The sequence below is a fragment of the Marinobacterium aestuarii genome, assembly GCF_001651805.1.
Classification (GTDB): Bacteria; Pseudomonadota; Gammaproteobacteria; order Pseudomonadales; family Balneatricaceae; genus Marinobacterium_A; species Marinobacterium_A aestuarii.
Map to the genome: position 1 here is coordinate 3,149,888 of NZ_CP015839.1, position 12,545 is coordinate 3,162,432.

Annotated in this window: 11 protein-coding genes and 1 pseudogene; 4 read left to right on the forward strand and 8 right to left on the reverse strand. The window is 59.6% G+C overall.

Features of this window, described 5'->3' with window-relative positions; genetic code table 11:
* Positions 1-80: 80 nt before the first annotated feature.
* The 6 genes from A8C75_RS13795 to A8C75_RS13820 all read right to left on the reverse strand — a co-directional run bounded on the left by A8C75_RS13795 (position 81) and on the right by A8C75_RS13820 (position 6,530).
* Positions 81-554 carry a group I truncated hemoglobin gene (locus A8C75_RS13795; RefSeq protein ID WP_067383419.1) on the reverse strand — a complete coding sequence of 158 codons (474 nt, stop codon included), beginning with the start codon at positions 552-554 and terminating at the stop codon, positions 81-83.
* Between the two features lie 476 nt (positions 555-1,030).
* On the reverse strand, positions 1,031-2,182 hold the full coding sequence (locus A8C75_RS13800) for an integrase core domain-containing protein (RefSeq protein WP_227819925.1): 1,152 nt from the start codon (positions 2,180-2,182) through the stop codon (positions 1,031-1,033).
* A gap of 288 nt (positions 2,183-2,470) precedes the next feature.
* Complete coding sequence (locus A8C75_RS13805; RefSeq protein ID WP_067383422.1) at positions 2,471-3,775, reverse strand: TRAP transporter large permease; 1,305 nt, start codon at positions 3,773-3,775, stop codon at positions 2,471-2,473.
* Positions 3,765-4,268, reverse strand: a complete 504-nt coding sequence (locus A8C75_RS13810) for a TRAP transporter small permease (protein ID WP_067383425.1) — start codon at positions 4,266-4,268, stop codon at positions 3,765-3,767. Before A8C75_RS13810 ends, A8C75_RS13805 begins: the two co-directional genes overlap by 11 nt.
* Positions 4,269-4,339: 71 nt before the next feature.
* Positions 4,340-5,350, reverse strand: coding sequence for a DctP family TRAP transporter solute-binding subunit (locus A8C75_RS13815; protein ID WP_067383427.1), 1,011 nt, complete (start codon positions 5,348-5,350; stop codon positions 4,340-4,342).
* Between the two features lie 262 nt (positions 5,351-5,612).
* Positions 5,613-6,530 carry a LysR family transcriptional regulator gene (locus A8C75_RS13820; protein ID WP_067383430.1) on the reverse strand — a complete coding sequence of 306 codons (918 nt, stop codon included), beginning with the start codon at positions 6,528-6,530 and terminating at the stop codon, positions 5,613-5,615.
* A gap of 112 nt (positions 6,531-6,642) precedes the next feature.
* Between A8C75_RS13820 and A8C75_RS13825 the strand changes: the two genes are divergently transcribed.
* The gene (locus tag A8C75_RS13825) at positions 6,643-7,593 is read left to right on the forward strand and encodes an NADP-dependent oxidoreductase (protein WP_067383433.1); all 951 of its coding nucleotides are present in this window, start codon (positions 6,643-6,645) and stop codon (positions 7,591-7,593) included.
* Between the two features lie 103 nt (positions 7,594-7,696).
* Here A8C75_RS13825 and A8C75_RS13830 read toward each other — a convergent pair whose 3' ends face one another.
* Positions 7,697-8,341, reverse strand: coding sequence for an MBL fold metallo-hydrolase (locus A8C75_RS13830; RefSeq protein ID WP_084784070.1), 645 nt, complete (start codon positions 8,339-8,341; stop codon positions 7,697-7,699).
* Positions 8,342-8,400: 59 nt separating this feature from the next.
* Here A8C75_RS13830 and A8C75_RS13835 point away from each other — a divergent pair, with 59 nt between their 5' ends.
* Positions 8,401-8,736, forward strand: a complete 336-nt coding sequence (locus tag A8C75_RS13835) for a putative quinol monooxygenase (RefSeq protein ID WP_067383439.1) — start codon at positions 8,401-8,403, stop codon at positions 8,734-8,736.
* A 477-nt stretch (positions 8,737-9,213) separates the two neighbouring features.
* Positions 9,214-10,287: a sensor domain-containing diguanylate cyclase gene (locus A8C75_RS13840; protein WP_067383442.1), complete on the forward strand. Its 1,074-nt coding sequence runs from the start codon at positions 9,214-9,216 to the stop codon at positions 10,285-10,287.
* Between the two features lie 169 nt (positions 10,288-10,456).
* On the opposite strand, the pseudogene A8C75_RS24285 reads toward A8C75_RS13840, so the two are convergent.
* Positions 10,457-10,639, reverse strand: a pseudogene (locus tag A8C75_RS24285) (ZinT/AdcA family metal-binding protein); the annotation flags it as partial.
* Between the two features lie 423 nt (positions 10,640-11,062).
* Here A8C75_RS24285 and A8C75_RS13845 point away from each other — a divergent pair.
* Positions 11,063-12,283, forward strand: a complete 1,221-nt coding sequence (locus A8C75_RS13845) for a winged helix-turn-helix domain-containing protein (RefSeq protein ID WP_227819926.1) — start codon at positions 11,063-11,065, stop codon at positions 12,281-12,283.
* Positions 12,284-12,545 lie beyond the last annotated feature (262 nt).

Genomic DNA, 12,545 nt, shown 5'->3' on the forward strand with positions numbered 1-12,545 from the left:
ATGGCTCCGAAATGCTGACTGAGCCCGGCTACGCCTGCCATTAACTGCCAAGGGCCTGCGCCAGGCGCAGCCGGTTCCGCTCAGGGCGCCGTGACGATATCCGCCCGGGTCGAGCCGACGATATCCAGCAGTTCAGCGGTTTCGGTCTCGGGGACTTCATGCTTGGCCAGTACCTCTTTGAACAGAACGATCATTCGGTCCCATTGCGCCTCGGTGATATTGAGATGTGCATGGGCCGCTTTCATATCCCGCCCGTGGTAACTGCAGGGCCCGCCGGTCACCTCACACACCATCGCCGTAACCTGGTACTTGAGATAGGGTGCGGGAACCACCTTGCGGCTGGCGTCAACCGCCGGGTTTGCCTTGATCTGGTCATCCGAGACCACCGCATCGAAAAAGTCATCCACCACCACCGATATGGGCATAAGCCCTCCCAAACGGTCAAACAGCGGCCTCGATGCCGTCTCGTCCTGGGCCAGGGCCCCCGGAGAGCCCGCCAGCAAAAAGGCGGTTAGACAGAACGGCTTCAGGTATTTCAGCTCGGAATTGAACATACAAACCTCCGTCTGGTTATCAAAACAGGGGGAGCGCACCCGCTGTTTCCATCGGCACGCCCGCCATGACGCTGTGGCCATGGGCACTTTCAAGTGTAGTGATAATCCTGATGACAGCCATTGGCCGCACGCCGACGGCCAATGGCTACATAGCCGATTGTAGCGAGGGAAAGTCCGTTCTGAGGCAGCTTTTGAGGTGATAAATCGACAACATGGCCAACTTACACAGCGTTAGAGCATTTTCACGAAACATCAGAGCGGCTCTTGTTCCCCTCAGCAGCCGAAGAGCACCGGGATTATGTTCCGATCAGACCCGAAGGGGCAAGACAGGGACGGTCGAGCCGCCGATTGGGGGCATGGATGCCCCCCTTAGCGGCGTCCGGAGCATGATTCTGGCGCGCAGTGCAGCCGAAGGCCGGCTGATGGGGGCTGTACGTATCAACCACATAGGTTACAAAGAATATAACCCACATAGGTTACACTTTTATCGTTAAATACCGAGCCGATTTTTCCTTCATCGTGCGAATATCAAACCCTCCCAGCCGGATAGGCCCGAAGTACAGATCCCAGATACCATCGGCCACTTCCTCAAGCCCGACCTGCTCGCCCGCCAGTAAATACGCCACATAGACCTGACAGCCACGCCAGTAGACAACCCCACTCGGCTGCACCTTTTTCACGTCGAAGTAACTCGGATAATGCAGCGGTGGCAGGCGACTGGGATAGGGTCGCGGCGAGGGTGTATAGACGCAATCAGGCATTGTTTGCTGCAGCGCTTCATGCGGGCGCTCGCAATTATAGAAGTGCCTGAATCGGTCCAAGTCCTGTTGCTGGTCGACCATGTTTGCCGCCGGTGCCGGCAGTACCCATTCTTTCAGGGTTCTGTGCATGCGCTCATGCTGGCCATTCTGTTGCGGCTTCCCGGGCTCAATGCGCTCGGGCAGGATACCCAGGTGAAGCCACCAAATCGACAGCTTGGATAACCCGCCTCTGGCGACCGTCGCGAAAGGGACGCCATTATCAGAGCGGATGCGTGACGGCAAACCAAACTCTTTGAAAAGACGGACAAAAACAGGCTTGCTCAGCGCAAAGCGCGTGCTTACAAGTCCCTGGCACCCCAGCAAATATCGGCTGCTATGGTCCATCACTGTCAAGGGATAACACCAGCGCCCGTCCTGCATTTTGAACTGCCCTTTGAAGTCGACGCTCCACACCTCGTTGGGGTCCTGGACATCGGCGAAAGGATGCCGTGAGGCAGGTACTCGCTGACGCCGCCGTTTGGGTTTGATGAGCCCGGCCTTGCGCAGAATATTGTAAACGGTGGTTGTTGAGGGCAACTCCTCGGGTGGGAACTGCTCTTCCAGCAACTTAAGCAGCTTCTTGGGGCCGAGTCGTACGCGGAACTTCCGGCGCAGGCTGATGATCGCCTCGCGGATAGCATAGGGCGTTTTGCCGCTTATTTGTAACGGTGCCCGGCTTTGGCTCTCCAGGCCCCCCAGGCCCTGTTCTCGGTAGCGAGAAGTCCACTTATACCCGGTCTTTCGGCTGATACCGTAGCGCGCACAGAGCGCCGTCATGGTGATGCCACCACGCAGATAATCCGCCATAAAAAGCACTTTCTGATCCATAGGACACATCTCCAGCCACGGCATAGGCACCTCCTCGTCGACGCTTAAAGCCTAGAGAAGTGTTACCCATGTTATTGAACTGAACTGTTACCTATGTGGGTTAACCGTACCGGCGTGCTTTCTTTGGTTACTTTATTTGCACGAGCAAAGAAAGTAACGCGCCAGCAAGGCGCAACATGAGCCATCAAACCGCTCGGATACCTCAGCCTGCACAGGCTCCAACACAGTCACCTTAATCTCACCTCAACCATCGTAATGGGTCGATGTAAGATGAAAATGCTCCCCTTGCTACCAGTCGCCCACCACGTAACCGAGTTTGTCCGGCAGCCAGAGCGCGATTCCCGGCACCAGCATTACCAGTAACAAACTGACCGACATGGCAGCGATAAACACCAGCGCCCAGCCCAGGGTCTGCTCCAGCCGTATATTGGCGATGCGCGTGGTCACCATCAGGTTGACCGCCACCGGCGGCGTAAACTGCCCGATAGCGATATTCATCGCCAGCAGAATACCGAACCACACCGGGTTCCACTCAAAATACTGCATCAGTGGCAACAGTATGGGGATCAGGATCAGATAGATCGAGATCGCATCCAGCAGCATGCCGGCGATCAGCACCAGCACCATTACCAGCCCCAGCAACACCCAGCCATTGTCCGACAGCGACAGCAGTGCGTCGGCCAGATGACGGAAGGTGCCCAGCGTAGTGCCGGCCCAGGCAAAGATGCCCGCCAGGGCGATGATCAGCATGACGATGCCGGAGGTCACAGCCGCATCATTCAGCAGACTGGCGATATCGCGCCAGCCAAGCTTGCGGTACACCACCACACCCACGATCACGCCATAGGTAACAGCCACCACAGCAGCTTCCGTGGGCGTGAACAGCCCCGAACGCAGGCCGCCAAGAATCAGCACAGGTGCAAAGAGTGCCGGTAGCGCCTCGCGAAAACTCTGCAGCAGCGGCGGCCGCTCGGACGCCTCCGGCGACTCCCAGCCGTAATGCCGCGACAGCAGCCAGGCCGGCACCAACAATGACATGCCGGCCAGGATGCCGGGGAAGAGGCCGGCGGCAAAGAGCGCCCGCAGATCGACACCGGGCACCACGATGGAATACAGAATCAGCGCGATGGATGGCGGTATCAATATTGCGGTTGAAGATGAGGCCGCAATCAGGGCGGCGGAAAACGGCGGCGGATAGCCCGCCTTGCGCATGCTCGGCAGCATCACCATGGCCACGGCGGCAGCATCCGCAGGACCCGAACCACTCATGCCCCCCATGATCAGGCACACCAGTATGGCGACCACAGCCAGGCCGCCATGCCGGGGCCCAATCAGCGCCTGGGCAAAGCGCACCAGGCTTGCGGCCACACCTGCGCGCTCAAAGATAAGACCGGTGAGGATAAACAGCGGTATGGCGATCAGCGGATACTTCGCCACGCTGTTGTAGGTATTGGTTCCCAGGGTCGCCAGCATATCGGGGGACAAGCCACTCAGGATACCGACCACACCACCCAGCCCCAGGGCAAAGGCCACGGGCACACCCAGCAACAGCGCCAGCAGGAAGCTGCCGATCATCAGTACATCAGGACTCATAGTGCTCTTCCTCAGCCTGTGCGTGGTCGCGCCCGCGCAGCCGGTCGATCAAATTCTGGGTAAGCCGGATCATCATGGCGCCGCAGAGCACTGGCAGCCAGATCACATAGATCCAGTTGGGCAGGCCCAGGCCCGGAGACAGCGATTCCCACTGATACTCTTCAAGCGCGAAGATAGCGCCATACCAGACGGCAATAGCCAGCACCAGCAGGCTCGCGGCCCACTGCAGTACATAGAGCAGCGGCAGCCAGCTCGCCGGCAAACGGTGCTCGATCAGTTCGATACGGATATGCTGGTTGGAGCGGGCCGCCACTGCGGCACCGGCGAAGGTCATCACCACCAGCAGAAACACCGAGTACTCCTCGGTGAAGGCAAAGGAGGCGTCAGTGGCATAGCGGACGACCACGTTGCCAAGACTGATCAGGCAGATGGCAGCCAGCGCCAGCGAAGCCAGCCAGGCTTCGGGGCCGGCTTTGGGCGATCTGGGGGACATGTTGACTCCGAAATGAAAGCACGCCCACAGCACAGGCTGCGGGCGCGGGATTGCGCGGTTTATGGTGCGGTTTATTGCGTGCGGTTAGCGACGGCGTCCTGCGCCTGCTTCACAAGATCCGCCCCGATGCGCGGCGTCCAGCTGTCATACACAGACTGAGTCGCCTGCACGAAAGCCGCCTGCTGTTCCGGCGTCAGGTCGGTGACGTTCACGCCACGTTGCTTGATCGTGGCCAGGGTATCAGCCAGTTCGGCACGGGATTTCTTGATTTCCCACTGCCCGGCATCGATGGCCGCCTGCTTGAGCAGCGCCTGATCTTCAACAGAGAAGGTTTTCCAGACACGGTTGCTGACAGCAAACACCAGCGGGTCCGCCATGTAGTGCCACTGGGTCAGGTAGAGCTGGCCGACCTGATCGATACGGGCGACATCGAACACCGACAGCGGGTTTTCCTGGCCATCAACGGCACCGGTGGTCAGCGCGGGCTTGGCATCGGCCCAGCTCATCTGGGTCGGGTTGGCACCGAGCGCGCTAAAGGTATCCTGGAACAGCGGCGAGCCAACGACGCGGATCTTGAGCCCTTTCAGGTCGTCGGGTGTAACGATGGCGCGCTTGGAGTTGGACAGTTCACGAAAGCCGTTCTCGCCCCAGGCCAGCGGCGTCACGCCACGTTTCTCGATCGCCTTGAATACCGCCTCGCCGGCCTCCCCCTGGGTGATCGCATCGATGGCCTGTTCGTCCGGCATCAGAAACGGCAGCGAAAACAAGTTCAGTTCCGGCACCTGGGGCGACCAGTTGATGGTGGACCCCACCGCCATATCGATCAGACCCGAACGCATGGCGGAAAACTCCTTGGTCTGGTCGCCGGAGACCAGCTGGGAGTTGCTGTAGATCTTCATATTGATACGGCCCTGGGAACGCTCCGTTACCAGTTCGACCCACTTTTCAGCCGCCTGGCCCCAGGGGAATGCCGCTGGCAGAACCGTGGATACGGTATATTCAGCTTTGTAATCGGCGCTGGCGAAAGGCCCCAGCAACATCCCCAGGGTCGCTGCTGCGAGCAATGTACGTCGTTTCAACATTTCTTCAAGTCCTTGTGTGAATAGCATCCGCTGGAACAATGCCGGCACCAACAAGGGCATGTTAGCGCTGACAAATGGCGCCTGATTATACGCTGTCACGCCAACACAAGTGAAACCCCGTATCACCTTTATGGCCCCCGGGGCCACCCGGCATACAGAACCTGCTCTGTGGTCAGGCCAAGGCGGCCCTCAGAGTCGCCTCCTTTTCGAGTGTACTGCCATGCGGTGCCGCCCGGCGAGACCCAGCTTTAACACCAGGGCTTCAGATCCGGGTTTCCAGCAGCGCCCGGCGCGCCTCGATGATTCCCGCCAGGGTGTCGCGTAACCAGACAAGGCCCGGGGAGTGATCATCACGACAATGCCAGGCCAGGGTTATGGCCGCCGGCGGCACTGCTAAGGGCACCGGCTTTACCACCAGATCACCGGCCAGGTGCGCCTGGGCCACGATGGGATAGGGTAATACCGTGATCAGGCGAGTATCGCGTATCAGGTGTAGCGCACCGGCAAAACTGTTCACCGTCATGGCGATACGCCGTGCACGGCCCTGCTGCCTCAGGCAGCTGTCCACTATGCCCTGGGCATCACCGGACAGAGACACCAGCAGATGCTCCGCAGCCAGAAAGCGTTCCAGTGTCATCGCCTCGCCCGCCAACCCATGACTGGCACTCATTACGCAGGCAAAATGATTATTGAACATGGGCCTGGTGCGGATCTGCGCACTGCTGCCGGGATAGTAATCCAGCACCAGGTCGACCTCGGCATTAAGCAACAGGGCTTCGCCATCGGCCTTGTAGGGCACCGCATGGATATCAATACCCGGCGCCTGCTGCTCGATAATCTGGCGCAATGGCAACCAGAGCAAGGCCGTCATGCCATCGGTCAGGGCGATGCGAAACCGCGCCCGGGCCTGGCTCGGCACAAAGTGCGCTGGCGTCACGGCCTGGGCAATCTGCTCAAGCGGGCCGGCAATGCTGCGCCACAGCTCAATCGCAAAGGGCGTTGGCCGCAATCCCCGCCCCTGCTTGACGAACAGCGGGTCCCTCCAGTGATGGCGCATGCGCGCAACGGCGTTGGATACCGAGGGCTGCGTCATCGCCAGGCGCTCGGCCGCAGCGGTCACGGACTGCTCCTGCATGATGACATCAAAGATGGCGAACAGATTCAGATCAGGCCTGGCCATGGCAACAACTCATCATTTAAATCAATGAATATACCACTCAATATCAATTAGAAAGCGGGAATAAAAAGCCGGACACTGCCTTCACCCAAGCAGACGACCCTGGAGACACTGAATGAAAGCGGCCTATATCAACGCATACGGCAACGTCGAGCAGCTGATTGTCGGCACCCTGCCCAAGCCCGAAATCGCACCCGACCAGGTGCTGATCAGTGTTATCGCGGCGGGTGTAAACCCGGTGGACTTTCATGTCAGAAACGGCATGTTCCGGGATTCCGGCATGCACAGCCTGCCGCTGGTACCCGGCTGGGATGCCGCCGGCCTTGTCGCCGCAGTGGGAGCACAGGTAAGCCACCTCAAAGTCGGTGATGCCGTCTTCGTACACTCCCCTATCGGCCAGCAGGGTGCCTATGCCGACTACCTGGCGGTGGATGCACAGTTCGTCGCCCCCAAGCCCGACAGCCTGAGCTTTGTACAAAGCGCCGCGGTGCCGCTGGCGGCCCTAACCGCCTGGCAGGGACTGCTGCACGACGGCCAGCTCAAGGCCGGCCAGCGGCTACTGATACATAATGCCGCCGGGGGCGTGGGCAGTTTCGCGGTACAGATCGCCAGGCATGTCGGCGCCCGGGTGATGGCCTGCGCATCGGCCCGCAACCGGGACTATGTGCTGGCGCTCGGCGCCGATGAATACATCGACTATCAGCAGGCGCCCTTCGAGGATCAGGTCGACGCAGTGGATCTGGTCTTTGCCGCCACAGGAGGCAATGACATACTGCCGCGCTCACTGCAGGTGATCAAGCCGGGCGGCCGGCTGGTATCCACCTTCGACGACATGCCACAGGCCCATGCACTGGAATGCCAGGTGGAGTTCACACGCATGTGGGTGAAACCCGACAGTAAGAGCCTTAGCCTGATCGCCGAGCTGATCGACCAACACCGAATCCGCGTCCCCATCGATTCGGTCTACCCACTGGAGCATGCACACCAGGCCATGCAGCGCAGCGAGAGTGGCCGTGCGGTCGGCAAGATCGTGCTCAACCTGAACCCGTCCATCAGTGGGCTCTAAACAGCCCCCATGCCTGTCATTAACAGAGCGTCCCCTGCCGGTGTCGCTCTGTCTACGGAGCCCCCAGTGCAGCGTCTTTGAGGGCGCACCGCCAGACAGGCTGCTAACGATAAAGCAGCCTGGAGCCTTCGGAAATCAGATCCAGCCCATAGTGGGCGCCCTGGCTCTGGGTCACCAGACGATCAATGGGCTCAAGATAGAGCACATAACTGCTGTGATGAATGGGGACCACCTTGGTCGGCGACAGCGCTCTTGCCAGCTGCACTGCAGCGTCTGCCCCCATGCTTATTTTTCCAAGCGGCCCCGGGGTGCCGACCCTGCCCAGGTGGGGCATCAGAATATCCAGCGGGCCCCGCGCCCTCACCGCCTGGATAACATCCTCGGCAGCCAGGGTATCGCCCGTCCAGTAGAGCGTTTTTTTCCAGTCCCCCTGGGTAACGTCGATCCAGTAGCCATTACCCAGCCCTAAAAGAGGGTCGATACTTGCATCGCCTGAATGGTGAGCCAGTACCGCCGTAAATGTCACTGTTCCAGCACCCGCCTGATAACTGACGCTCTCATTCCAGGCCCGTGACGTCAGCGCAGAAAACCCCTTTTCCTGCATTTTCTGTGCATCATGGGACGGTGCTACCAGCGGCATGTTCCTGGGCAACTGTTGCTCGGCCGCCTGATCAAAGTGATCTTCATGGGCATGGCTGAGGACAACCAGATCAACAGCGGCGCTCTGGGCATCAGCTCCATAGGACAGACAGCGTCCGGCTACGTATACTCCCGGTTTGGTCTATAAACGCCACCTGGAACCCGCCAATGTCATCCCTTGTTTACTGTACCGCCCAGTTCAAGCCGCGCCCTGGCAAGGACGCCGAACTCTTTGCCACATTGCAGACCCTCGAACCCAATACGCTGCGCGAAGACGGCTGTGTGCAGTACCGCGTCACCCGCCAGGTCAGTAGCCCCTTCGCCGACGGCGAGAGCTACCCCATCGTCTTCCATGAGATATGGCAGGACATGAACGCCTTCGAGCAACACTGCCAGCGCCGCGAGATCAGCGCGTTTTTCAGCCGTTACTGCGAAGCACCCGATGGTTTGGCAGAGGCCTGGAATGTCTGTGTCTATTCCGACGCCGCCGATGAGCCGGCCTGAGGGCAGACCGGAATAGCTGCGATTCGCACTTAGAAACATGCCGCCAGGATACCTGATATAGGCCCTGCACAGCTGGCTCGGCCTGCCACGGGCGAGCCGATGTCGCGCCCTGTCACAAACAGGTTTTACGGCCAAAGTGCTGCTAGGATTAGCGTTACCGCGCCGGGGTCGCCCCTGGGCGTACGGGCCGGTTAATCCCAGACCCCTCGCATTCAGCATGCCTGTACGGGATCCAATAATGATAAGACCTAGCAGCCTGTCGGACTTAACACTGACCTACTCGACTCGGGCATCCTGCTTCGCCCTACCGCCTGCATCCATGCAGTCGTGCGGCCAAGCCCGGCAAGCTGCGAGCAGCTGCCCGCCTGAGCTTGTCACCGACTGCCCACGGCGCTGCTTCCACGAGTACGCAACCTCCCTGTTCTATCTTTGCCCCGCGCTAGTGCTGTATTCCCTGGCAACTCGGGTCCCTGACTGATGTATAAAACCTACCAGCACGACTCCCTCGCCGAGGCCGACAAAACCCTTAATCAGCTGCTGAATGTCCTTGTCGAGGGCACCTGGGACTGGCGCGCCGACACAGGCCATGTCGCACGCAACCCCGGCTGGTACCGCATGCTGGGCTATGCAACAGGCGAGCTGAAACAGGATGTCTTTAGCTGGGAAAACATCATTCACCCGGATGATTATGCCCGCGTCGTTGATTATATCGAAAGCTTCATCAGCGGTGCCCGGGAAGACTACTGCATCGAATATCGCTGCAAAAAAGCCGACAACACTTACCTCTGGATACGGGATCGCGCCCATATTATCAGCCGCCACCCCGATGGCAGCGCCTCCCGCATCATCGGTGCCCACGAGAACATCCATCAGTACAAAACCATTCAGGTTGAACTGATGGAACAGAACAGACACCTGCGCGATGGCAGCATCACGCTAGAGAATACCCTGCAGCAGAAAGCCCGTGAACTGGAAGAAAAAAACCGGGAACTAGAAGCAAAAATACGCGAAGTAGAATATATCTCGAATACCGATCAGCTGACTGAAATCGCCAACCGCAAGCGCTTCGAAGAAGAAATACAGCAGGAAATTGGCCGCGCCAGGCGCTACAAGCACCCCTTGACCCTGGCCATATTCGATCTGGACCTGTTCAAGGACATCAACGATACCCACGGTCATGGAACGGGCGATCAGGTACTGAAAAGCACCGCCGAGCTGGTGCGCTGCAATATCCGCAGCGTGGATGGTTTTGCCCGCTGGGGCGGTGAGGAGTTCACCCTGATCTTCCCCAACATGACACTGGAAAATGCCCTGCTGGCCTGTGAGAAGCTGCGCACACTGATTCAACAACACGAGATCGAGCCCGGCCTCAGCTTCACTGCGAGCTTTGGTGTCAGCCTGTTCCAGCACGGTGACTGTTTCGAAGATCTGCTGCGCCGTGCCGATGACGCCCTCTACCGCGCCAAGGACAAGGGGCGCAACCGAGTGGAAGCGCAACCCGCAACGCCCAGCACCCAGAGCGATAAACAGCCAGACGCCACCACATCCTGATGCCCGTGCAAGGGTTGTCATCTACCCGGGTTTGAAACAGCAACGGGCGGCCTAGCAACAGCCCGCCTGCCCGCACCAGTCCGCCATTCTCTCGCTTTCGATCTCGACGCCGCTCAATGAAGCGGGCTAATAGGTCGGCCAGCTGGATATCTGCCGCAACAGCGCTGCCGGGGCTGATGCGGTGATCACTGAATAGCATGAACGCTGGCGCGGCCGCTTCCCCCTGCGCTTTCTCGAAGAAATAACGTACGCCGCGGTTGCCCGACTCATAGGTCAGAACTTCATAGCGCCCACGCCCATAGACTGCCTGTACAGGCTCGCCACCCTTGATAAAAGCTGGCGCTGTCACCACGGATAAGGATGCGCTCGACGCCGGTCTGCTAGTCCCTGTTGCATTCCCGTTTCTATTCCATCACGGAAGCCCCGGCGAACCCGGTACCAGCCTCCACTTGCAGATTACGGTTGCGCACAGCGGGGCCCAATTTCCGCTACTGTCTCCACGCCCCCTGTTGTGCCCGCTTTGTGCCCAAAGCGGACATACTTTCAATAGCCCGTCATGTCGGGTTACGCCCTGCGGGCTAACCCGACCTACATTGGTGGCTGCTTTGAGAATTCCGAGGGCATCATACCTGTCTCCCAGCTCATCAACGTCTGCTCTGTGCCAAACACGGCCATCCACCGCAGCAACAGGTGCCTGCGGTTGGCCTCAAGGCCTGAAGTAGTACAATCTCAACGCACCAGGTACCCGATACCGCCGAATTACTGACAGGCAGGCATGAACATGATTGCAATCCACCACCCCCGGGATATGGCAGCCTTGCGCCGCCTGGCCCTGGCGGCACAGGGCCTGCTGCAGGCGCAGCCCTTTGGCTCGGGCCTGGCCGGGGCACGCAGGGCGATAAACCACCTGGGCTATGTACAGATCGATACCATTGCGGTGGTGGAGCGCGCGCACCATCACGTCCTCCACAGCAGGGTGCCGACGTTCAGGCCCGCCATGATCCATCAGCTGTTGCTCGACAGGGACATTTTTGAATACTGGTCTCATGCGGCCGCTTTTCTGCCCATTGCCGACTTTCGTTATTCCCTGCCGTACAAGCACGCCATCCGGAGCGGTCAGGTCCACTGGTATAAAAACCCCGACAGGAAGCTCATGGCCGAGCTGCTGGCACGCATCACTGCAGAAGGCCCGCTGCGATCCCGGGACCTGGAAACGGGCAGCCGCCGCCGGGCGGGCTGGTGGGACTGGAAACCGGCAAAAAAAGCCCTCGAGCAACTGTATATGCAGGGCGACCTCATGGTCAGCGACCGCGAGGGGTTTCAAAAAACATACGACCTGACCGAGCGGGTTCTGCCCTCCCAAGTCGATTCAACGATGCCCAGCATGGAAGCCTTTGCGGTGCACCTGCTGGAGCAGCAGCTGCGCTGCCATGGGTTGGCCTCGCTTAAGGGCCTCACGTACCTGCGCCGAAACACGGCACTGCGCAGGGCGGTAAAAGAGCTGGTAAACGCGCGGCTGGCCGACCGTACCCTGGAACGGGCACAGCTGGGCAGTGGCGAAATATTCGTGCTGGAAGCCGGTGCCCTCGATCGTCCCCTTCCCCGCCTCGGCCACCGCCTGCGGATTATCTCGCCGTTCGACAACACCGTTATCCAGCGCGAGCGGCTCAAGGCCCTGTTTCAGTTCGATTACCAGATTGAATGCTATACACCCGCACACAAACGCCAATATGGCTATTTTTGCCTGCCGCTACTGTACCGGGATGCCTTTATCGGACGGATGGATTGCAAGGCCCATCGGAAAAACCGCCAGCTGGAGATTAAATCCCTGCACTTTGAGCCGCACAATTTTGATGACGACGCCGTTATAGCGGCCTTTGCAGACGCCATTACGCCGTTCTGCCACTTTCAGCAGTGCGACTCGGTGTCGCTGACAAGGGTTGAACCCCAGCATCTGACCCGGCGTCTGCACAGTGCGCTGAAACCGCTGGAGTGACGAGTGTACTGCTTCGCTCTTAGCGGCGCTTCTAGCGAGTCGCCCGCAGGGAGCGCACCTGCTCCGGTCTCGCCCGTGGCTAGTTCCCCCGGCGGCCAGTTTGGATTTTCCGGTTTCGTCCGCCCCCACATCCGTATCGAAAACGGCGGCCACCGGTCGATATGCCGTTTGGCATCGAGCTTGCCACGCGGACAGGCTCTGCGTCGCCTCCCCCGGGCCCTGAGCCGCACACGAAAAAAGGGGCCCGAAGGCCCCAAAACAG

What these genes read in the sequence shown, in the direction of transcription:
- A8C75_RS13795 (WP_067383419.1), bottom strand. Translation starts at nt 554, where the DNA reads ATGTTCAATTCCGAGCTGAAATACCTGAAGCCGTTCTGTCTAACCGCC.
- A8C75_RS13800 (WP_227819925.1), bottom strand. Translation starts at nt 2,182, where the DNA reads ATGGATCAGAAAGTGCTTTTTATGGCGGATTATCTGCGTGGTGGCATC.
- A8C75_RS13805 (WP_067383422.1), bottom strand. Translation starts at nt 3,775, where the DNA reads ATGAGTCCTGATGTACTGATGATCGGCAGCTTCCTGCTGGCGCTGTTG.
- A8C75_RS13810 (WP_067383425.1), bottom strand. Translation starts at nt 4,268, where the DNA reads ATGTCCCCCAGATCGCCCAAAGCCGGCCCCGAAGCCTGGCTGGCTTCG.
- A8C75_RS13815 (WP_067383427.1), bottom strand. Translation starts at nt 5,350, where the DNA reads ATGTTGAAACGACGTACATTGCTCGCAGCAGCGACCCTGGGGATGTTG.
- A8C75_RS13820 (WP_067383430.1), bottom strand. Translation starts at nt 6,530, where the DNA reads ATGGCCAGGCCTGATCTGAATCTGTTCGCCATCTTTGATGTCATCATG.
- A8C75_RS13825 (WP_067383433.1), top strand. Translation starts at nt 6,643, where the DNA reads ATGAAAGCGGCCTATATCAACGCATACGGCAACGTCGAGCAGCTGATT.
- A8C75_RS13835 (WP_067383439.1), top strand. Translation starts at nt 8,401, where the DNA reads ATGTCATCCCTTGTTTACTGTACCGCCCAGTTCAAGCCGCGCCCTGGC.
- A8C75_RS13840 (WP_067383442.1), top strand. Translation starts at nt 9,214, where the DNA reads ATGTATAAAACCTACCAGCACGACTCCCTCGCCGAGGCCGACAAAACC.
- A8C75_RS13845 (WP_227819926.1), top strand. Translation starts at nt 11,063, where the DNA reads ATGAACATGATTGCAATCCACCACCCCCGGGATATGGCAGCCTTGCGC.